Source organism: Litorivivens lipolytica, assembly GCF_014191715.1.
Taxonomy (GTDB): domain Bacteria; phylum Pseudomonadota; class Gammaproteobacteria; order Pseudomonadales; family Spongiibacteraceae; genus Litorivivens; species Litorivivens lipolytica.
Genome location: NZ_JACHWY010000001.1, coordinates 711,886 through 731,940, shown reverse-complemented (window position 1 = coordinate 731,940; position 20,055 = coordinate 711,886). Strand labels below are relative to the sequence as shown.

18 protein-coding genes and 3 tRNA genes are annotated in these 20,055 nt (G+C 55.5%); 10 read left to right on the top strand and 11 right to left on the bottom strand.

Going from position 1 to position 20,055, the window contains the following annotated elements; all coding sequences use genetic code 11:
* The 4 genes from FHR99_RS16550 to folD are packed head-to-tail and all read right to left on the bottom strand — an operon-like array spanning position 1 to position 2,936.
* Positions 1–1,065 carry a diguanylate cyclase gene (locus FHR99_RS16550; protein ID WP_183409131.1) on the bottom strand — a complete coding sequence of 355 codons (1,065 nt, stop codon included), beginning with the start codon at positions 1,063–1,065 and terminating at the stop codon, positions 1–3.
* 41 nt (positions 1,066–1,106) lie between these two features.
* Entirely contained in the window at positions 1,107–1,454 is a 348-nt protein-coding gene (locus tag FHR99_RS03360; RefSeq protein WP_183409130.1) for a VanZ family protein, read from the bottom strand.
* Between the two features lies 1 nt (position 1,455).
* Positions 1,456–2,082: a lysophospholipid acyltransferase family protein gene (locus FHR99_RS03355; RefSeq protein ID WP_183409129.1), complete on the bottom strand. Its 627-nt coding sequence runs from the start codon at positions 2,080–2,082 to the stop codon at positions 1,456–1,458.
* Positions 2,082–2,936: a bifunctional methylenetetrahydrofolate dehydrogenase/methenyltetrahydrofolate cyclohydrolase FolD gene (gene folD, locus FHR99_RS03350; RefSeq protein ID WP_183409128.1), complete on the bottom strand. Its 855-nt coding sequence runs from the start codon at positions 2,934–2,936 to the stop codon at positions 2,082–2,084. The genes FHR99_RS03355 and folD overlap by 1 nt, the downstream gene beginning before the upstream one ends.
* A 235-nt stretch (positions 2,937–3,171) precedes the next feature.
* Here folD and FHR99_RS03345 point away from each other — a divergent pair.
* From FHR99_RS03345 to FHR99_RS03325, 5 genes are all read left to right on the top strand, one after another.
* A tRNA-Pro gene (locus tag FHR99_RS03345) sits at positions 3,172–3,248 on the top strand.
* 33 nt (positions 3,249–3,281) lie between these two features.
* Positions 3,282–3,358 (top strand) — tRNA-Arg (locus FHR99_RS03340).
* Between the two features lie 22 nt (positions 3,359–3,380).
* A tRNA-His gene (locus FHR99_RS03335) sits at positions 3,381–3,456 on the top strand.
* 202 nt (positions 3,457–3,658) lie between these two features.
* On the top strand, positions 3,659–4,786 hold the full coding sequence (locus FHR99_RS03330; RefSeq protein WP_183409127.1) for an OmpA family protein: 1,128 nt from the start codon (positions 3,659–3,661) through the stop codon (positions 4,784–4,786).
* 136 nt (positions 4,787–4,922) lie between these two features.
* Positions 4,923–6,515, top strand: a complete 1,593-nt coding sequence (locus tag FHR99_RS03325) for a ShlB/FhaC/HecB family protein (protein WP_183409126.1) — start codon at positions 4,923–4,925, stop codon at positions 6,513–6,515.
* 135 nt (positions 6,516–6,650) lie between these two features.
* Here the strand turns inward: FHR99_RS03325 and FHR99_RS03320 are convergent, their stop codons facing one another.
* Positions 6,651–8,306, bottom strand: a complete 1,656-nt coding sequence (locus FHR99_RS03320; RefSeq protein WP_183409125.1) for a 4Fe-4S dicluster domain-containing protein — start codon at positions 8,304–8,306, stop codon at positions 6,651–6,653.
* A gap of 390 nt (positions 8,307–8,696) precedes the next feature.
* Between FHR99_RS03320 and FHR99_RS03315 the strand changes: the two genes are divergently transcribed.
* The 3 genes from FHR99_RS03315 to FHR99_RS03305 all read left to right on the top strand — a co-directional run bounded on the left by FHR99_RS03315 (position 8,697) and on the right by FHR99_RS03305 (position 11,109).
* On the top strand, positions 8,697–9,449 hold the full coding sequence (locus FHR99_RS03315; protein WP_183409124.1) for an electron transfer flavoprotein subunit beta/FixA family protein: 753 nt from the start codon (positions 8,697–8,699) through the stop codon (positions 9,447–9,449).
* Complete coding sequence (locus FHR99_RS03310) at positions 9,446–10,375, top strand: electron transfer flavoprotein subunit alpha/FixB family protein (protein ID WP_183409123.1); 930 nt, start codon at positions 9,446–9,448, stop codon at positions 10,373–10,375. Before FHR99_RS03315 ends, FHR99_RS03310 begins: the two co-directional genes overlap by 4 nt.
* 98 nt (positions 10,376–10,473) lie before the next feature.
* Positions 10,474–11,109: a YceI family protein gene (locus tag FHR99_RS03305; RefSeq protein WP_183409122.1), complete on the top strand. Its 636-nt coding sequence runs from the start codon at positions 10,474–10,476 to the stop codon at positions 11,107–11,109.
* Between the two features lie 11 nt (positions 11,110–11,120).
* Here the strand turns inward: FHR99_RS03305 and FHR99_RS03300 are convergent, their stop codons facing one another.
* The gene (locus tag FHR99_RS03300; RefSeq protein ID WP_183409121.1) at positions 11,121–12,284 is read right to left on the bottom strand and encodes a cation:proton antiporter domain-containing protein; all 1,164 of its coding nucleotides are present in this window, start codon (positions 12,282–12,284) and stop codon (positions 11,121–11,123) included.
* Positions 12,285–12,413: 129 nt separating this feature from the next.
* Positions 12,414–15,026: a bifunctional aconitate hydratase 2/2-methylisocitrate dehydratase gene (acnB, locus tag FHR99_RS03295; protein ID WP_183409120.1), complete on the bottom strand. Its 2,613-nt coding sequence runs from the start codon at positions 15,024–15,026 to the stop codon at positions 12,414–12,416.
* Positions 15,027–15,244: 218 nt separating this feature from the next.
* Here acnB and FHR99_RS03290 point away from each other — a divergent pair, with 218 nt between their 5' ends.
* Both FHR99_RS03290 and FHR99_RS03285 read left to right on the top strand, forming a co-directional pair.
* A complete protein-coding gene (locus FHR99_RS03290; protein ID WP_183409119.1) occupies positions 15,245–15,715 on the top strand; it encodes a DUF1289 domain-containing protein in 471 nt (156 codons plus the stop codon).
* Positions 15,716–15,784: 69 nt separating this feature from the next.
* Entirely contained in the window at positions 15,785–16,411 is a 627-nt protein-coding gene (locus FHR99_RS03285) for a MiaE family protein (protein WP_183409118.1), read from the top strand.
* 10 nt (positions 16,412–16,421) lie between these two features.
* On the opposite strand, the gene FHR99_RS03280 is transcribed toward FHR99_RS03285, so the two are convergent.
* The 4 genes from FHR99_RS03280 to FHR99_RS03265 are packed head-to-tail and all read right to left on the bottom strand — an operon-like array spanning position 16,422 to position 20,041.
* The gene (locus FHR99_RS03280) at positions 16,422–16,880 is read right to left on the bottom strand and encodes an ANTAR domain-containing protein (protein ID WP_183409117.1); all 459 of its coding nucleotides are present in this window, start codon (positions 16,878–16,880) and stop codon (positions 16,422–16,424) included.
* Entirely contained in the window at positions 16,864–18,150 is a 1,287-nt protein-coding gene (locus FHR99_RS03275; protein WP_183409116.1) for a CmpA/NrtA family ABC transporter substrate-binding protein, read from the bottom strand. Before FHR99_RS03275 ends, FHR99_RS03280 begins: the two co-directional genes overlap by 17 nt.
* A complete protein-coding gene (locus FHR99_RS03270) occupies positions 18,147–19,004 on the bottom strand; it encodes an ABC transporter ATP-binding protein (protein WP_183409115.1) in 858 nt (285 codons plus the stop codon). Before FHR99_RS03270 ends, FHR99_RS03275 begins: the two co-directional genes overlap by 4 nt.
* Before the next feature lie 17 nt (positions 19,005–19,021).
* Positions 19,022–20,041, bottom strand: coding sequence for an ABC transporter permease (locus tag FHR99_RS03265; RefSeq protein ID WP_183409114.1), 1,020 nt, complete (start codon positions 20,039–20,041; stop codon positions 19,022–19,024).
* Positions 20,042–20,055: the final 14 nt, after the last annotated feature.

The window sequence follows — 20,055 nt, the reverse complement described above, 5'->3', positions numbered from 1 at the left end:
TTATTGGTCGGCAACCACGCGGTTGCGGCCCTCGTTTTTTGCGCGGTAGAGATTCTGGTCTGCGTTTAGCAGGGCGGCTTTTAGCTCGCTGTAATGGTCTGCGACCACGACGCCAAAACTAGCACTGATGCCCTCGGGCAGCCCTTCGATCTCGAGGTTTTCTATGCGCTGGCGTAGCTTTTCAGCAATGTCAGCGGCGCTCTTTCGTTTGGCTCGTTGCGCCATGATCAGAAACTCCTCGCCACCGACCCGACTGACAACGTCACTTCCTCGCAGGCTTTCCCTGAGCAGTGTGGATACTTGCACCAAAACCTCGTCCCCACGCTGATGGCCGTGTTTGTCGTTGATGGCTTTAAAATTGTCTATATCGCAGGTTATGACCGCTAGAGGGAAATGAGAGCTCTCCTGACGCCGGCATTCGGGATAGAAAAAACCATCGAGAAATCGGCGGTTAGTTAATCCCGTGAGGGGGTCGGTTACCGCCTCAATAACTTGATCTGTATGGCGAGTGCTCAGGTCTACCTGGCTGCGCTGACGGTAAAACTCGCTTATGGCTGCGAGAATCATCAGTGTGAGCAGTGCCGCCATCGCACGGCTCATTTCGGCGTAACTGTAGCTCGCAGGTATTGCGTCGGAATTCACCAGTAGCGTGCCTGTGGCCGTTAATATCAGCGTGGAAACGACCAGCCCCGGTAACGCACCAAGGTAAATAAACTGAATAAAGAGCAGGGGGAAAACCCAATAAAGCCCGGTGTTTTCCAAGCCACCGGTGTACACCAGTGCCAAGCTCAAAAGTGCAACCAAGGCGCTGGCAATTCTGACACCAATCACCACTTGCTGAGTTGTTCTGACGTAAAGAAATGTGGCCCACACACCCGCTGCCGCAGCAATCAACACAAGCTGTAGCCGGTGATCCTCGCTGCCGAGCTGGCGGAAAGCGAAAAATATCAGTACCAGCCCGCCGACGATTGTGCTGAGATTGAAAACGTAGCGGAGACGTCTGGCATCGATATCGTCCGCGGTTTCGCGGGTTGCGAGTTGGGATAAATCGTCTAGGCGCTTCACGTGGGATTTATCCTGAGCTCTTATAAATTATTATCGCCTAGTTATAGCGCGTGCCTGCGTCTTTGCCAATAGCGGCTTGCGAGTACCCAGCCACAGCTTGCCCCCACCGCGTTGGCCAAAGCGTCTAGGGGGTCGGCATGTCGGCCCGGGATCAGTGCACCCTGCAAGACTTCAAGTAGACCACCATACAGCATAAGCACGGGGAGTAAGAGTTTGCGCCATCTGTCGTTCAGAGGTAGAGCGCGAGCCAGAATGGCAAACAGGAAATAGGCGCCAAAGTGTGCGACCTTATCGTTATAGGTGATAACGGGTAGGTCGGTGCCCGGTAGTAGGGAGGCGCCGGTCAGTACCGCAGCATAGCCGCCAAACAAAAGCCAGCGCAGCCCCATTCTAGTCTTTACCCATAGCGCGAAGTTGCTCGTTGCTATAGTGAATCAGTTCCTTGATAGAGCGCTTTTCGTCGCCGCGACTGAAGTCAATCAGCTGGTGTCGGACTTGTACCCGAGTAAAGGGCAGTGGAATCAGAAAGCGATCCCAGGTGGGTAGGCGGATGCCATGGCCGACGCAGCGCACCAGATAAAGTGGTACGCGATTCTTTTTGGCCAGCATCAGGGCGCCGGGCTTCATTTCGTGGCGCGGGCCGCGAGAGCCATCGACGGTGAAAACCACGGATTTTCCGCGTGCCAGCGCATCATTTAACTCGTAAAAGGCTTCCCGTCCTCCCTTGGAGGTTGAGCCATAGACCATTTCAAAGCCCGCTCGCCGGGCGATAACCTGGGCGACCGCATAGCCGTTGTGATTAAGGGACGCAATCGATGCGACCGGCTGCGTGGCGAAGAGGCCCGTGGCCGCCACCATCTCATCGTGAAATACGGCGATCACGGAGGGTTTGTCTGGTCTGAACTTTTCCGAGAAGCGCAGGCTGGGCATGGCAAGAAAACAGACTTCGAAAAAGCCTTCGAGAACTTTTCGCGCCAGCTTCTGCGACCAGGTTAGTGGTCGTTTTCTTTTTGCCATCAGCCTTGCCCGGCGATTGCCCGCTCTCCGGATTCAACGCTTTGCATAATCAGTGTGTTGATGGTCATCGGGCCAACGCCACCGGGAACGGGCGTGTAAGCTGCAGCGCGTTCTGTGATGGCCGACAGTTCAATATCGCCAACGCCGCCGGGATGGTAGCCCGCATCGACAACGACGGCGCCATCCTTGATCCATTCGCCTTTGATGAACTCCGGCTTGCCGACGGCGCCAACCACAATGTCGGCCTGACGGATATGCTGCTCAAGGTTGCGGGTGCGGGAGTGGCAAATGGTGACTGTCGCATTGGCTTCCAGCAGCATGGCTGCCATCGGCTTGCCCAGAATAGCGCTGCGACCAACGACAACTGCGTGCTTGCCTTCAATGTCGACTTTGTAGTGGTCAAGCAAACGCATGATGCCTTTGGGCGTGGCACAACCATAAGCTTCTTCGCCCATGGCCATGCGGCCATAGCCGAGACAGGTTACGCCATCCACATCTTTGGTCAGGGCGATGGCGTCGAAGCAGGCACGCTCGTCAATCTGTTCCGGTACCGGGTGTTGCAGCAAAATGCCGTGTACATCCGGGTTGCTGTTCAGTTCGTCGATTTTGGCCAGCAGTTGTTCTGTGGTGGTAGAAGAGGGGAGTTCAACCGCCATCGATTCCATGCCAACGCGGCGGCAGGCATTACCTTTCATTTTGACGTAAGTCGCCGATGCGGGGTCATCACCCACCAATATGGTTGCCAGAATCGGGATCTTGCCCCCGGATTGTTCTTTGAGTCGGGCAACCCGCTCGCTGAGCTGCTGTTCGCACTGGGCGGCCAAGGCTTTTCCGTCCAAAACACGTGCCGACATGGAGTCTCCCTTCTAAGGCATTTTCAAGGCAATTTTAGCGGGCGCTATTGTCGCACCTTGAATGGAATAGGCCAAGCTTTCAGCTGGGCTGCTCAATTCTTCGCCAAGTGCAGGATATTAAAGTGCTTTATCCGCCGAGAAAGCGTAAATTGATGGTAAATAGCAATTGACGCGATAGGGGGTGGTGCGTATTATGCGCACCTCCTCTTGCGGGGCAATATAAAGCCTGGTCAGTCGGGGTATAGCGCAGTCTGGTAGCGCGCCTGCTTTGGGAGCAGGATGTCGGGAGTTCGAATCTCTCTACCCCGACCATTTCCTCGCTTTATGTTCGCTTGGAGGGTCCGTGCGCCCGTAGCTCAGCTGGATAGAGCAACGGCCTTCTAAGCCGTCGGTCGCAGGTTCGAATCCTGCCGGGCGTGCCACCGCAATGAAGACACCTCAGTGGTGGCCGTAGCTCAGTTGGTAGAGTCCAGGATTGTGATTCCTGTTGTCGCGGGTTCGAACCCCGTCGGCCACCCCATTTTCTCCCTCCTTTTTATTACTCTCTCGTGCAGCGTCGTTGATGTTGTCGGTTTGCGACGTGATTCCGGCATTTCTTACCTTTCTCGGTCCGAGAGGGTAGATAGTTGCGAATACTTGCAGTAAATTGTTTTCAAAATGAAGCGCATAGCGCTCAAAGCAAATACAGCAATAAATAAGATACTGACTTCTGGAGAACCTGAATGACCACTTTGCACCGTGGCTTAACAGCGCTGGTCTGCACGCTGTTGTTATCTACCCCTCTAGTGTCTCACGCCCAGCTGGGTGCTCCAGCCGGTGCCGGACCTGCCCCTGACCTGAGTTGTACCGGTCGCGGCGCGGACGGCAAGATGTCCTGCGGTGACATCGGGCTTGAAGAGACCATGGATTTTTGTGACGACGTCGACGGAGATTACGTCTGCGACAATAAAGATGAATGTCCCGATACGCCCGAAGGCGTACCGGTGTTCATGAACGGTTGTCACGAAATGGAATTGAGCGCGGATCGCCCCTGGGTGCTGCGTGGTGTGAATTTCGAGTTCGATAAAGCCGTACTGCGTTCAGAGTCGATTTCGATATTGGATGCTGCCGTTAACGTCTTGAACGAGCACCCCGAGCTGCTGGTTTCTATCGATGGTCACACCGACAGCAAAGGTTCGGACTCCTACAACCAGAACCTGTCCTTTAATCGGGCGAACACTGTTCACGACTACTTTATCGACAAGGGTGTGAGCGCTGAGCGCTTGGTGTTCCGTGGTTTCGGTGAGTCCAAACCGGTTGCGCCCAACGAGAATCCTGATGGCTCCGACAACCCCGATGGTCGATTTGAAAACCGCCGCGTTGAACTGAACGTGCTCGATATGGAGGCCTTCAACCAAGCTAAGGTAGAAGTTGCTGAAGCCAGAGCTGAGCGGGAAGCCGAACAGGCGCGTCGTGAAGCAGCTCGTGCTCGTGCCGCCGCTGAGCGCGCAGAACGTGAAGCGGAAGCAGCTGAGGAAGCGGCAGAAGAGCAAATGGAGCAGGCTGAAGAAGAGGCCACCGAGAGTGATTCCAGTAGCTTTGACGAGTCCGATTACCTCGATTTCGCCACCGATAGCGACGATTCGAGCAGCGAGGCGGACAGCAGCGCCAGCGACGACTCTTCTGCGACTGAATCAGCCTCTGAGTCAGAAGCTGCAGCAGCCGAAGAAGAAACTGCAACCAGCTCCTCTTCTGACAGTTCAGAAAGTGATTCCACAGATTCTAGCAGCAGCGAAAGCGGCGAATCTGGTTTTGACGAAAGTGAATACCTCGACTTCCTTGAGACCTACGACGACAGCGGTTCTCAATAAGTAGCGAGCGAGAGCAAAGCCGGCGCAGCTGGCTTTGCCTGAAACGTACATAATCATTTACGGATATCTTTAGGAAACGACTATGGCAATCGATTTACCACCCGCGGTACCACCAACATTAGTCAATGCGAGTGCGATGTCCGAATTCGCTGGTTCCGCTGCGCCTTATGTTGGCAAAGTGGGCAGCTTCGAGCTTCGCGTAACGGGTGATCACCACCTGAGCAACAACGAACTCGACAAGATTTTTGGCACTGCGAAATCACCCGATCAGGCTATTCTGCTGATCAGCTCCGCGACCAATCGCAAAGGGCATTTGTTGGTAAATACCTTGTATTCACGCGACGCGGCAGTCGTTTACGTGCATGCACTGCAAGCGCGAGTGGGCGATGTTAGCGGCGATGAGGCGATCACAGGCTTCTTCGATGGACTGGAAGGCGACCCTGACCTGAAGCGCAGTGAGTTCGATCAGGCCCGCGCAATGGCCGATATCAAATCCAAGCGCACCGGTGTCGATTACAGCGTTAGCTATCAGACCTCTGAAAATGATCCCGGTGTTGTGGGAATGGTTTTCACGGGCGAAGAGCGTGAAGATGCCGACCGCACTGACCTGACTCTGAAACTGAGCAATGAAGGTAGCCGCTTCGCCGGTCGCTATTACGGTGACGTGGGTGTTTCTCACAACACGATGGGCGGCACCACGCTGGGCCTGGACTACCAGACGGCGATTACCGAGTGGGGCGAGTCTCGCGAAGGTGATGAGTACGATCAGATTACCGCACGGCTGAGTCGCCCATTTAGCTTTGGTCTCTACGGCATTCGCGCAAGCCAAGCGGAATACACTCAGGATTTCACGACTCAAACGCCTGGCTCCTGCGCAGGTGTTGTGATTATGGGGAGCTGTGTAGGTGCAACCTTGCCTGCGACAACGTCCACCAGCGTATTTGATGCTGAAATCCAGCGTATCGCTCTCACCGGTGAGCAGGTGTTGAGTAGCGATATTGACCGTCGCTTTAGCCTGACTCAGGAGCTGGAGCAGGTGGATTCTCAGATTGACGATGAAGGTGGCAATAACCTTCAGGACGAGGCTTACACCACACTGGAGATTGGTGCCAAGTATCAGCGTCAGCACCGCTTGGCCTCCAAGAAAATGCTGAACTATACCCTTGCTCTGGCTGCGAAGGGTGGAATCGATGATGACGGCGGTACGCTGGAAAGCACGCCCAACATGACCGGTGTTGCGGTAGGCAAGCGCGTCGGCGATTTCATAGTCTACAACCCTCGCATCGCGGTTGAACTGGATAACCTCAAGCGTACCAGCATCAAGTTCGACTTGGCGGCTCAGATTGCCAATGACCAAGTGCCGCAGCAGCAGCAGTGGGTATTGGGCGGTGTTAACAGCATCTCGTCCCACCTGCCCGGCACGCTGGTTGGTGATTCAGGCGTCTTTACCCGCATTGGTCTTAACCACAAGCTGGTCAAACTGGATAGCTTTGATCTGACCGCCGGCATTTTCGCGGAACATGGCCGTGCGAACTTCGAAGACGCCAATGGCTCGGGCAACGACACCATCGCCATTTCGGATATCGGTGTTCGTCTGTCGGCTAACTACGAAGATGATCTGGAAGTATCCTTGGTAATCGCCGATTCCATCTCTGAAAAGAATCTGGATGACGACTACCTTGAGGCGACTGAAGCTGATGTCTTTGCCAGCGTGAAGCTGATTTTCTAAGCACGATCGGCTGATCGTTAAGAACCGCGGCATTGTCCGCGGTTTTTTTATGCCCGAAATTGTGCGCGTAAACCCCGGGCACAAAAAAACCGCTGGCTCCTGACAGAGACAGCGGTTTCTGTTTCCTGAAGGCTATTACATATTCGGGTAGTTGGGCCCGCCGAAGCCTTCCGGGGTGACCCAGACGATGTTCTGAGCCGGATCCTTGATGTCGCAGGTCTTGCAGTGAACGCAGTTCTGACCATTGATCTGGAAGCGCTTGCTGCCATCTTCGTTCTCAACCACTTCGTACACGCCGGCAGGGCAGTAGCGCTGCGCCGGTTCGTCGAAGGTAGGCAGGTTGTCGCGAATCGGCAGGGCCGGATCTTTCAGCGTCAGGTGGCAGGGCTGATCTTCTTCATGGTTGGTATTGGACAGGAAGACCGATGCCAGGCGATCGAAAGTCAGTTTGCCATCCGGCTTCGGGTAGGTGATCTTTTTGCTTTCTGCCGCGGGCTTCATCTTGGCGTGGTCGGCTTTCTGATCCTGGAAGGTCCAGGGCAGGTTGCCGTTGAAGATATTGATATCCACAAAAGCGTAGGCCGAACCGATCAGGTTGCCCCACTTGTGTTGGGCCGGACCGAAGTTGCGCTGCTGGTGCAGCTCTTTGTACAGCCAGGAGTTGTTAAAGGCCTCGGTGTACTCGGTCAGGTCGTCGTTGGCGCGCTCTTGCTCAGTGATCGCCTGATGGACCGCCTCAGCCGCCAGCATGCCGGATTTCATGGCCGTGTGGCTGCCCTTGATCTTGGCAAAGTTCAGGGTGCCGGCATCACAGCCAATCAGCAGGCCGCCCGGGAAAGTCATTTTGGGCAGGGATTGCAGGCCGCCTTTAACGATAGCACGCGCACCGTAGGAGATGCGCTCGCCGCCTTCTAGGAAGTCTTTGATGATCGGGTGAGTCTTGAAGCGGTTGAATTCTTCAAAGGGGCTCAGGTAGGGGTTGTCGTAACACAGGTCGGTAATCAGGCCCAGTGCCACTTGGTCGTCCTCGATGTGGTAGAGGAAACCGCCACCGAAGGCGCCGTTTTCTGCCAGCGGCCAGCCGGTAGAGTGAACGACTTTACCCTGAGAGTGTTTCTCGGGGTTGATCTTCCAGAGCTCTTTGATGCCGATACCGTAGTGCTGGGGGTCCTTGCCGGCGGCCAGATCGAATTTCTCGATCAGTTGCTTGCCCAGGTGGCCGCGACAGCCCTCGGAGAACAAGGTGTACTTGGCGTGCAGCTCCATGCCCGGCATGTAGGAGTCTTTTTGCGAACCGTCGGCAGCGATGCCCATATCGCCAGTGGCGATACCCTTAACACTGCCATCCTCATTGTAGAGAATCTCGGCCGCAGCAAAGCCGGGGTAGATTTCCGCGCCCATGCCTTCGGCTTGTTCGGCTAGCCAGCGGCACAGGTTGCCCAGGCTGATAATGTAGTTGCCTTCGTTGTGCATGGTTTTCGGCACAGCAAAGCCGGGCACCTTGATGGCTTTCTCTTCACTGGTCATGTAGTAGATGTCATCGCCAGTGACTTCGGTGTTCAGCGGCGCACCTTTCTCTTTCCAGTCGGGAAACAGTTCGTTCAGTGCGGTCGGCTCAAATACCGCGCCGGAGAGGATATGGGCGCCTACCTCGGAACCCTTTTCGACTACGCAGACGCTGATATCCTTGCCGGTGCTTTCACTCAATTGTCTGATCTTGCAGGCGGCAGAGAGGCCTGCCGGGCCGGCGCCGACGATCAGTACGTCAAATTCCATTGATTCGCGTTCCACGTTTGAACTCCTCTTCTGAATCAGTAAATACAGCCAAATCAAGGGGAAAGCTGCATTTGGAAGGCCGCAAAGTATACTGTCAGTGCCCGTAAAAGGCCACCGGTGTGGGATGTCCTGTATTCAATGCCGGACTAGTCAGACCTTCTATCTACGAAGAAAATACCGCAATCGGGTCAATAAGTTAGCTAAAAAGTAACGAATTGTCGCAAAGCGTCGATTTGTGTGTGCTAATACCCCTGAAATAAAGGTTATAAATCCGCTAAATGCGCCGACTTTATTGACCTTGTCAGTCAGAAACGTCAAGATACCCCCCGATTTTTACGGGGTGCCTCGGTTCCGTCGAGTCATTGGCATCACTTTTCCACTAGCTGAACAGAATATGGGGAATCCATGAAGGTTCTTGTTGCTGTCAAACGTGTCGTTGATTACAACGTCAAAGTTCGACCCAAGTCCGATGGCTCGGGTCCAGACCTGAACAACGTCAAAATGTCTATCAACCCGTTCTGCGAAATCGCTGTAGAAGAAGCGGTTCGTCTGAAAGAGAAGGGTATCGCCACTGAAGTGGTTGCCGTTTCTCTGGGCGCCAAAAACTGTCAGGAGCAGATCCGTACTGCGCTGGCACTGGGGGCTGACCGAGGCATTCTGGTTGAGACTGACGAAGATCTGCAGCCCCTGGCGGTTGCCAAGCTGCTGAAAGCGGTTGTCGACAAGGAAGAGCCCCAGTTGGTTATTCTGGGCAAGCAGTCCATCGACGGCGACAACAACCAGACTGGCCAGATGCTGGCTGCGCTGGCTGGTATGGGTCAGGGCACCTTTGCTTCTGAAGTTGCGATTGACGGCGATTCTGTCAGCGTAACCCGCGAGATCGATGGTGGTCTGCAGACTGTTAAGCTGAGCCTGCCTGCGGTTGTTACGACTGACCTGCGTCTGAACGAGCCTCGCTACGCTTCTCTGCCGAACATCATGAAGGCGAAGAAAAAGCCACTGGATACCCTGACTCCCGATGAGCTGGGTGTTGATGTTGCGCCGCGCGTTAAGACCCTGAAAGTTGAGCCCCCGGCAGAGCGTCAGGCGGGTATCAAGGTTGAATCCGTTGCCGAGCTGGTCGACAAACTGAAAAACGAAGCGAAGGTGATTTCATGAGTATTCTTGTAGTTGCTGAACACGACAACACTGAAATCAAAGGCGCTACGCTGAGCACCGTTGCTGCGGCCAAAGCCATCGGCGGCGACATTGCGGTACTGGTAGCCGGTGAAGGCTGTGGTGCTGCTGGCGAAGCGGCTGCCAAAATCGACGGCGTTGCCAAGGTTCTGGTTGCAGACAATGCAGCTTACGGCCACCAACTGGCCGAAAATCTGGGTGAGCTGGTTGCCGAGCTGGGCAAAGACTACGGTCACGTACTGGCGCCTGCGACCACTACGGGTAAAAACTTCATGCCGCGCGTTGCTGCGCTGCTGGACGTTGCCCAGATTTCTGAAATTATCGCCGTAGAAAGCGCTGACACGTTCAAGCGTCCGATCTATGCCGGTAACGTTATTGCGACTGTACAGTCTTCTGACGCAATCAAAGTAATCACTGTACGTGCCACTGCCTTTGACGCGGTTGCTTCTGAAGGCGGTTCTGCCGCTGTTGAAGCCGTTGATGTGGCCAAAGACGCCGGTAAGTCCGAGTTCGTGAAGGAAGAGATTGCCGAGAGCGATCGTCCCGACCTGACCGCTGCCAGCATCGTGGTTTCCGGTGGTCGCGGCATGCAGAATGGCGACAACTTTGAAATGCTGTACAAAGTTGCCGACAAACTGGGCGCTGCGGTGGGTGCTTCTCGCGCCGCTGTTGATGCCGGTTTCGTGCCGAACGATATGCAGGTCGGTCAGACCGGTAAAATCGTTGCGCCCGATCTGTACATCGCGGTAGGTATCTCCGGTGCGATCCAGCACTTGGCGGGTATGAAGGACAGTAAAGTCATCGTTGCCATCAACAAGGACGAAGACGCACCGATCTTCCAGGTTGCCGATTACGGTCTGGTAGCGGATCTGTTCGACGCCGTACCGGAGCTGGATGCTGCTCTGTAAACAGCGACTTGTCTCACAGAAAACCCGGCCTTGTGCCGGGTTTTTTTATGCTAGGATTTCGTCAATTCCCAAGAAAGCCGTCAATGCGGAGATAGATAATGAAAAAACTGCTTTTGCCCCTGTTGCTGGCCAGTCCGCTGGTGTCTGCAGACCTGTTGCTCGACAAAGATGTGTCGCAGCTTAACTTTGGCAGCATCAAAAACAATACGGTTGCAGAACTGCACCGTTTCACTACCCTGAGCGGTGAGATCGACCGTAACGGCAAGGCCGTTATCACCGTCGATTTGGCGAGTGTCGACACGCGTATTGATATTCGCGATCAGCGCATGAAAGAGCATCTGTTTCAGGTGACGAAGTTCCCCAGCGCGGTTTATACCGCCAGTATCGACATTGAAAATATCAGCGATATGGAAGTAGGCAATATTCAGCAGCGCCGCTTGAAGGGTGAGCTGGATTTGCACGGCCATAAGAAGCCGCTGGAATTGCTGGTGCGTATCGTTCGGGGTACCGGTGGTGCATTTACGGTGTTTACTGTCGAGCCCGCATTTATCAGTGTTTCGGATTTTGCGCTGGGCGCAGGTGTCGATAAGCTTCAGGAAATTGCCGGACTATCGTCCATAACCCGGGCTGTGCCGGTGACCTTCTCTGCGGTTTTCCGTGAGAAAGAGGCGGAAGAGGGTGAAGATGAAGGTGATAAGGAAGAATCACCCTTGAAGAAAGTTTTGCCGTTCTAACAGTGTCTTTATCAGTCCCGGCGCAGTTTGTCAGAAATGGCAATCGGCGTCGGGTAGTTCAGAATAATGATGTAGGACGACACCACAAAAGTAATGATGGTCGTCGCCTGAATCAGGTGAGAGGCTTCTCGCCCGATAATAGCGGATCCCGCCGCCATGTAAGCAATCAACAGCGAAAATTCGCTGACCTGTCCCAGCCGAAAACCCAAATCCCACGCCAGCGAATTGCGCTCACTAAGCCCATGCAATAGGTAGCGAAAGATTACTGGTTTCAGGCCGAGCATAGTGGTCGCCAAGACCATCGCCGGCACCAGTACCTCGCCAATTAGCCCTAAATCAAAGCGCGCGCCGAGCGAAAAGAAAAATAGAATCAAAAAGAAATCGCGCAGGGGTTTGAGGTTAACGGCGATGTATTGTGATATCGGGCTTGTAGCAAGGCTGATGCCGGCGAGAAAGGCCCCGATTTCCGCAGACAGGCCCAGTGCGTGCCCCGCTTCGGCGAGTCCCAGACACCAGCCCAGCGCCACCAGAAAAATATATTCGTGAAAGCGGTCAAAGCGGCGCAGCAGCGGCAGCACAATCCAGCGCACGGCCGCGAAGGCTGCTGCGACAAACAAGGGTAGCGACAGCAGCGTCAGACTGAAATCCATGATGCTGAACTCGCCAAGACCGAAGGCCATTAGCAACAGCAGTACAAAAATCGCGATCAGATCCTGAAGGAGCAGCAGGCCAATCATGAGCTCGCCGGTATGCTTATGGTGCAATACGGTCGTTGGTAGCAGCTTGATGCCGATAATAGTGCTGGAAAACATCATCGCTGCGCCAATCACCAGGCACTCCACCAGCGTGAAACCGAATAGGAAGGCGATACCGATTCCCAACGAGGCGAAGGCTAGAGAGGAGAGCAGGGCGACGACAGTGGATTTTTGTATGGTGTCAATCAGGGCGCGAGGCTGCATATCGAGCCCCAACAGAAACAGCAAAAACAGGATACCAACATCGGCGATATCGGCGAGCAGTTTGAGGTCGGTGACCCACTCAACACCGTAAGGGCCGATCACGGCGCCCAGTACGATGTAGGCAATAATTAGAGGTTGGCGAGTGTAGAGCGCGAGTGAGGCGACCACTGCGGCGCCCGCGAAAATAAGAAAAAACGATGTGGTTATGCCGCTCACTCGGTTCGCTCCATCGCTCGATAGTGTCTTTGATAATACGGGATTCGGACTGAGATCGCAGCTTTAGGGGGTTTATACAGACACAAAAAAGCCCGCACTAGGCGGGCTTAGTCTAGCAAGGGCTGATTATCAGGCGACTTCCTGAATCTCCACCGCTGCGATACGGGCACCTTCTTCGGCGCCTTTCTGGAACTCTGCAATCTGATCAAAGTTCATGTAGCGGTAGATTTCGCTGGACATGGAATCCAGCTTCTCAGCGTACTGCAGGTACTCTTCCGGCGTCGGCAGTTTGCCCAGAATCGCGCCAACTGCAGCCAGTTCGGCTGAAGTCAGGTAGACGTTGGAGCCATCGCCCAGACGGTTCGGGAAGTTACGGGTCGAGGTAGACAGTACGGTGCTGCCCGGAGCCACACGTGCCTGGTTACCCATGCACAGTGAGCAGCCCGGCATTTCCATACGTGCACCGGCGCGGCCGAAGATGTTGTAGTAGCCTTCTTCCATGAGGGTGTGCTCGTCCATCTTGGTCGGCGGAGACAGCCACATGCGGGTGGAGATACCGCCTTTGTGGGCGTCGAGCAGTTTACCGGCGGCGCGGAAGTGACCGATGTTGGTCATGCACGAACCGATAAAGATTTCGTCAACCTTATCGCCTGCCACTTCAGACAGTTTCTTGGCGTCGTCCGGATCGTTCGGGCAGCAGACAACCGGCTCGGTCACGTCAGCCAGATCGATTTCGATCACGGCGGCGTACTCGGCGTCTTTGTCGGCTTCCATCAGCTCGGGGTTGGCCAGCCACTCTTCCATCTTGCGAGCGCGGCGCTCGAGGGTGCGCTTGTCACCGTAGCCTTCGCTGATCATCCAGCGCAGCAGGGTGATGTTGGAACGCAGGTACTCGGCAACGGATTCTTCGCTCAGCTTGATGGTACAACCGGCAGCAGAGCGCTCGGCAGAGGCATCAGACAGCTCGAAGGCTTGCTCGGCAGTCAGGTGCTCCAGACCTTCGATCTCGAGAATGCGGCCAGAGAAGATGTTCTTCTTGCCTTTCTTCTCAACGGTCAGCAGGCCTTCCTGAATCGCGTAGTAAGGAATGGCATGAACCAGATCGCGCAGGGTGATGCCGGGCTGCATTTTGCCCTTGAAGCGCACCAGTACCGATTCAGGCATATCCAGCGGCATAACACCGGTGGCAGCAGCAAAGGCCACCAGACCGGAACCGGCCGGGAAGGAGATTCCCATCGGAAAACGGGTGTGAGAGTCGCCACCGGTGCCGACGGTGTCAGGCAGCAGCATGCGGTTCAGCCAGCTGTGGATGATGCCGTCGCCGGGGCGCAGGGAAACACCGCCACGGGTCATGATGAAGTCCGGCAGGGTGTGCTGCGTGTCAATATCCACGGGCTTGGGGTAAGCCGCGGTGTGACAGAAAGACTGCATGGTCAGGTCGGCAGAGAAGCCGAGGCAGGCCAGATCTTTCAGTTCGTCGCGGGTCATCGGGCCAGTGGTGTCCTGAGAACCCACGGTGGTCATGCGCGGCTCGCAGTAAGTGCCGGGGCGGATGCCCTCAACGCCACAAGCTTTACCAACCATTTTCTGAGCCAGAGTGAAGCCTTTGTTGCTTTCCGCGGGGGCTTCTGGCTTGCGGAACAGATCAGACTCGGGCAGACCCAGAGACTCGCGCGCCTTGGTGGTCAGACCGCGACCGATGATCAGGTTGATACGACCGCCGGCCTGCACTTCGTCCAGCAGTACATCGGATTTCAAAGCGAACTCGGAAATGGTTTCGCCGGCTTCGTTCAGAATCTTGCCGTCGTAGGGGCGGATCTCAACGATGTCGCCCATGTTCAGATCGTCAACGGGGGCTTCAAAAACCAGCGCGCCGGCGTCTTCCATGGTGTTGTAGAAAATCGGGGCAACCTTGTTGCCGATACAAATGCCGCCGGATTTCTTGTTCGGGGTCCCGGGCATATCTTCACCGAAGAACCACAGTACAGAGTTAGTGGCTGACTTACGTGAAGAGCCGGTGCCGACAACGTCGCCAACGAAGGCAACGGGCAGACCCTTGTCCTGGATTTCCTTGATCTGAGCCATCGGGCCGCGAACGCCGGGTTCTTCGGGTTCCAGACCGTCGCGCTTCATCTTGTACATGGCCAGCGCGTGCAGGGGGATATCCGGGCGGCTCCAGGCATCGGGGGCAGGGGACAGGTCGTCGGTGTTGGTCTCACCGGTTACTTTAAAGATGGCAACCTTGATGGACTCGGCAACCTTGTCACGCTTGGTGAACCACTCGCCATCGGCCCAGCTTTGCAGTACGGCTTTGGCGTGTTCGTTACCGGCTTTAGCTTTTTCTTCCACGTCGTGGAAGGCGTCGAACATCAGCAGTGTGTGCTTGAGTTCTTCGGCAGCCTGGGCAGCCAGTTCCGCGTCGTCCAGCAGCTCCACCAGAGTGGCAATGTTGTAACCGCCGTGCATGTTGCCCAGCAGGGTAACGGCTTTGGATCGGTCGATCAGGGGAGAGCTGGCTTCACCTTTAACGATGGCAGACAGGAAGCCCGCTTTAACGTAAGCAGCTTCGTCAACACCGGGCGGAACGCGCTCGGAGATCAGTTCTACCAGGGTATCTTCTTCACCGGCAGGTGGGTTTTTCAGCAGTTCCACCAAGGCGGCGACTTGCTCGGGATTCAGGGGTTTCGGGGGAATTCCCAGTGCGGCACGCTCGGCAACGTGTTCACGGTAGGCTTCAAGCACAGTTAAGCTCCTCTGGTCGCAATTTCGGTACCCTGAAGCCGCCGGGATCGCCGGCAGCCGGGGCTATCGATGCCCATCATCGACGTCGAAAGGTGCGCAATTATACTGTAAATCAACCAGTTCGCTAAGAGGCAAAGGCAGGACTTGTCACTCAGGACCGGGACAGTTACCGTTATAGCCGCCGTTTTTGCCGTGAATAAACCGGAGATCTTTCCCTCGTGAGTCCGCCCCCTGCGCGCCAGAATGTTCTGCCCCGTGTTACCACCCCCTGTATTGGCGTCTGCTCGACGGCGCTGGGCGACAGCGTCTGCCGTGGCTGCAAGCGGTTTTCGCATGAGGTGATTGACTGGAATGGGTACAACGAGGAGCAGAAGCAGGCTATAGACCGGCGATTGGACGATTTTTTGTCTCAAGTGGTCGGCAATAAACTCCGCATCGTCGATGCCGGCCTGCTGGAATGGCAAATGCAGGTACAACAGATTCGCTTTAAACCGCACAAACGACCTGAGGTTTGGGCCTTTGCCTTGTTGAAAGCGGGCGCCGCCCAGATCAAAGACCCGGCCGAGTTTGGCCTGGCGATTGATGCCCAATACCGCGATGTGCCGTTGACTCAGCTAAGGGATATGATCGACCGGGAGTTTTATATCCTGTCCGAGGCTCACTACGATCGCTATATGAAAGTAGTCTGAGATCGGGGGTCAGGGCGTCGGGTCTGATATACTCCGCGCCTCGCCCAAGTCCACGAACTGTTGTTTGCAATGAAAACCGTTGATATCCAGCCCGTCAAAGATTTTCTCGCCTGTGAAACCCCGCAAGCATGGCTCCAAACCGCTTTAGAAAATCAGTCTATCTTGTTGATTGATCATGCAAATTGCGAGAAGAAAGCAGCGTCGACGGCGCTGAACCTGATGTATCGCTATGTGGATAAACCGGACCTGCTGACGCGTATGTCGAAGCTGGCCCGAGAAGAGCTGCGTCACTTCGAGCAGGTGCTGGCCATTATGCAGCAGCGCAATGTGGACTACGTTCAGCTCAGTTCCGCCCGCTACGCGGGTGGTTTGCGCGAGCATATGCGCACGTCTGAGCCGGGCAAGCTGATCGATGTGCTGATTGTGGGGGCGTTTATCGAGGCCCGCTCCTGTGAACGTTTCGACAGCCTCGCGCCACTATTGGATGAGGAGCTGGCCGAATTCTATCGCTCACTGCTGCGCTCGGAATCCCGCCACTTTATGGATTACCTGAAGCTGGCCAAACAATATGCCAAGGAGGCGGGGGTTGACGCCGCCGAGGTTGACCGGCGGGTCGCCTTTTTCGCCGAAAAAGAGGCTGAACTGATTCAGGCGCCAGACCGCGAGTTTCGCTTCCACAGCGGGCCACTGAACTAGAATTCGGGATTTAGTGCAGCGCAGCGACCATTATCTCGCTGTTGTCCGCCAGCAAGGCCAGCTCCTGTTCCAATACTCCAATGCTATGGCAATGGCTGATCGTAATATCGATTAGCGCCTGCAGTAGACAGGGTGAAACCCGTTCGCTGACATACAGACTGATGCCGATATCACCCGCCAGACGTCGCAGGCTGATGCGCAGGTCACCATCGGCGCTCACCACAGGCTGTGGCAGCGCGGGGTGGGACGACACCACATGCTCCAGGGTATCTCGAGCAGTGGAATTGACGTCTACAAAGATCAGCTCTGGCTGCAGTTCCTGCAGTAACTTATAAAGGCTGTCTTCCGACACGCTGCGCGGAATCAATTCAATACCGACATTGGCCAGCAGTTGGAACAGTTTTTCGGAGCGCGGTCCATCGACGCCGACCATCAGCGCGCGCAGTGGAGCTTTAGCCGATCGTTTCATTGCTTTGCCTTAATTCACGTATGTTGGCTTGACTGAGTTCGTGCTGCTCAAGGTAGCCGAGCACCTTGCCCACATCGAAACGCTTGCCATCGATAAACTGATTGGGCCCGAGGTGGGGCGCAAAATTCTGCAACATTTGCGGGCTGAGATTGCCCTCTGTCTTACGGTTGATCGCCGGGCAGGGCGCGCCGATTTCGCTCGCCACCTCGCGATAAAACGTGGGCAGATACACCTGCTCGGCAATACTGCTGATACTGACGGGGTTACGCAATTGGCCCCAGCGATACATCTCAGCGATGTACCATTCCGCCTGATTGAGCCAGGGAAAGTTTGCGCTGTAGCGATTAAACACATGAAAATCTGGCGCGTCTTCCGGCGGTCTGTCCGGGTGCCTTTGGCTGATACCGCACAGAGACAGGGCAACCGTCTCCAGCCCCTGATCAATGTAACCGCGCTCGGTTAGAATCTCTGCCGCGACCAGGCGGTTTTCACTTTGATCCAGCCACGCGCAGGCTTTCATCAACGCGCGTAAAACGGCTTTATGCGTCTCGGGGTGTTCATCAGCCCAGCGCTTGGCTACGGCAAACACTTTTTCCGGGCTGTTATTCCACAGCTCGTATTTGGTTGCCACCACGTGGCCAAGACCGGCTCGCACGGCCACCGTATTCCAGGGTTCGCCCACGCAGTAGCCGTCTATATCCCCGGATTTCAAGTGATCGACCATGTCCGGCGGCGGAATCACCACAATCTCGATATCGAGATCCGGGTTGGTGCCACCACAGCCCAGCCAGTAGCGCAGCTCGTAGTTCTGGGTTGATACGGGAAAGACGACACCAAAACGCAACTTGGGGCGTTTATTTTGGGCATTGGCACGAATCACCAGATTCAGGGCTTGGGTTGCCGCAAGGGCAGAGAAGGCGGCGTCAGGGTCGGTGGCGACAACGGCCTCATAGAGTCGGTTACTCAGCGTGATGGCGTTGCCGTTCAAGTCGAGAACAAATGCCGTCACCATATCCAGCCGCGGGCCGGCCACGCCAAGCCGAGCCGCCACCGGCATGCTGGCCAGCATCTGCGCGCCATCGTGTACGCCAAGGCTGACTTTATCTCTGATACTGGCCCAGGAGTGTTCGCGACTCAATGTGACCTCGAGACCCTGTTCCTCAAAAAAGCCTTTCTCCTTGGCGACCGCAAAGGGAGCGCAATCGGTCAGCGGAATGTAACCGAGTGTGAGCTGCTGCTTTTCCAGGGATTCCACGCGGGGTATTTTCATGCGGCCTGACCCAAGGCGTTGTCCGATCCTTCGCTTTTATCTTTTGGCTTGCTGTCAGATTTTTTCTGAGCTGGATTGGAGTGCTTCTGATGCAAAAACCGCAGTACGGCGGCGCGGTACTCGTTGTAGTGGGCATCGCTGGCGAGGGTAAGGCGATCCCGGGGACGCTCCAGATCAATATCGAGGACTTCACCGATGGTCGCTGCCGGACCGTTGGTCATCATCACGATGCGATCAGACAGCAGTACGGCTTCATCGACGTCGTGAGTGATCATCACTACTGTATTGTTTAGCTCGGTCTGGATTTCCATGAGTGAATCCTGCAGGTGAGCGCGGGTGAGGGCGTCCAGTGCGCCAAAGGGTTCGTCCATCAATAGCACTTTGGGTTCCATCGCCAGCGCCCGGGCGATACCAATACGCTGTTTCATACCGCCAGAGAGCTCCGCCGGATATTTATGGGCGGCGTGCTCCATGTGCGCGAGTGTGAGGTTATGCATAACCCAATCGCGGATTTCCGCTTTGGATTTCTGCCCTTTAAACACCTGTTTAACCGCGATCTCGATATTTTCGTAAGCGGTGAGCCACGGAAACAGCGAGTGATTCTGAAACACCACCGCGCGCTCCGGGCCCGGTTCGTTGACTTCCTTGCCCTCAAGCACCACCGCGCCTTTGGTCGCTTGGTAGAGGCCGGCGATAATATTGAGCACGGTAGATTTGCCGCAGCCGGAATGGCCGATCAGGGAAATAAATTCCCCCTTCTGAATTTTCAGGTTGACCTTATCCAAGGCGCAGAAGGGGCCCTTGGGTGTCGGGAATTCCATGGTCAGGTGTGACAGGTCGACATAGGGGTTCATGGTCTGCTCCTTTAAGATCAGCTTTTTACGTCTTCGTGAGAAATTAGTTTTTGCAGTGTCAGCATTAGCCAGTCGAGGACAAAGCCAATAAAGCCAATGGTGACGACGGCAAACATAATGCGCGCGAGGGATTGCGAGCTGCCGTTCTGGAATTCATCCCAGACGAATTTTCCAAGCCCGGGGTTTTGAGCGAGCATCTCAGCGGCAATCAGTACCATCCAGCCTATGCCGAGTGAGATTCGCAGGCCGGTGAAAATCATGGGCAGGGCGGCTGGAATGGCGATCTTGCGCACGCGAGTTATCCAGCCGAGGCGAATCACGCGGCCGACGTTGATCAGATCCTTGTCGATATTGGCAACGCCCACGGCGGTATTGATCAGCGTTGGCCACATACAGCAGAGAGTCACGGTGATCGCCGAATTGACAAAAGATTTGGCAAACAGCGGGTCATCGCTGATATACACTGCGCTCACCACCATGGTGACGATGGGCAGCCAGGCCAGTGGCGAAACCGGTTTTAAAATTTGGATGATGGGCGATATCGCGGTATTCAGACCGGGGCTAAGGCCGCAGGCAATACCCACGGGTACGGCAATCACCGAGGCAAGAAGAAAGCCTGTGAAAACGGTTTTCAGGCTGGTAAAAATCTGGTCGATAAAGGTGGCGTTGCCGGTGTAGTTGCGCCATTTAAGTTCTGCGTCAGGGTTGCGCTCCAGTTTTTTCGCATGCCGTTTTTCCTGGCGCTCGTAGAAGGCCGCCTCTTTGGCGCGCTCTTCTTTATGCTCGGCGTAAAGCGTTTTGCCGGCATCGAGGACGGCACTCGGGCCTGGCAATTTACCGAGGCTGGTATCTACCTGGGCGGCACCGGCGGCCCAGAAAAACAGGAAGAGGGCGATGGCCAGCAGCGGCAGGCCCAGCAGGTTGCCCAGCTGCCGTGATTGTTCTTTCGGGTCTTCCCAGAAGGCCAGTTTGACCACCGGCACCATCCAGCGAAAGCCTGCAACCTCAAAGAATCCGATGGTTTTTTGTTTAAACATGATGTCTCCCTAAC

Coding starts and splice junctions, on each gene's coding strand:
- FHR99_RS03360 (WP_183409130.1), bottom strand. CDS start 1,454: ATGGGGCTGCGCTGGCTTTTGTTTGGCGGCTATGCTGCGGTACTGACC.
- FHR99_RS03355 (WP_183409129.1), bottom strand. CDS start 2,082: ATGGCAAAAAGAAAACGACCACTAACCTGGTCGCAGAAGCTGGCGCGA.
- folD (WP_183409128.1), bottom strand. CDS start 2,936: ATGTCGGCACGTGTTTTGGACGGAAAAGCCTTGGCCGCCCAGTGCGAA.
- FHR99_RS03330 (WP_183409127.1), top strand. CDS start 3,659: ATGACCACTTTGCACCGTGGCTTAACAGCGCTGGTCTGCACGCTGTTG.
- FHR99_RS03325 (WP_183409126.1), top strand. CDS start 4,923: ATGTCCGAATTCGCTGGTTCCGCTGCGCCTTATGTTGGCAAAGTGGGC.
- FHR99_RS03315 (WP_183409124.1), top strand. CDS start 8,697: ATGAAGGTTCTTGTTGCTGTCAAACGTGTCGTTGATTACAACGTCAAA.
- FHR99_RS03310 (WP_183409123.1), top strand. CDS start 9,446: ATGAGTATTCTTGTAGTTGCTGAACACGACAACACTGAAATCAAAGGC.
- FHR99_RS03305 (WP_183409122.1), top strand. CDS start 10,474: ATGAAAAAACTGCTTTTGCCCCTGTTGCTGGCCAGTCCGCTGGTGTCT.
- FHR99_RS03285 (WP_183409118.1), top strand. CDS start 15,785: ATGAAAACCGTTGATATCCAGCCCGTCAAAGATTTTCTCGCCTGTGAA.
- FHR99_RS03280 (WP_183409117.1), bottom strand. CDS start 16,880: ATGAAACGATCGGCTAAAGCTCCACTGCGCGCGCTGATGGTCGGCGTC.
- FHR99_RS03275 (WP_183409116.1), bottom strand. CDS start 18,150: ATGAAAATACCCCGCGTGGAATCCCTGGAAAAGCAGCAGCTCACACTC.
- FHR99_RS03270 (WP_183409115.1), bottom strand. CDS start 19,004: ATGAACCCCTATGTCGACCTGTCACACCTGACCATGGAATTCCCGACA.
- FHR99_RS03265 (WP_183409114.1), bottom strand. CDS start 20,041: ATGTTTAAACAAAAAACCATCGGATTCTTTGAGGTTGCAGGCTTTCGC.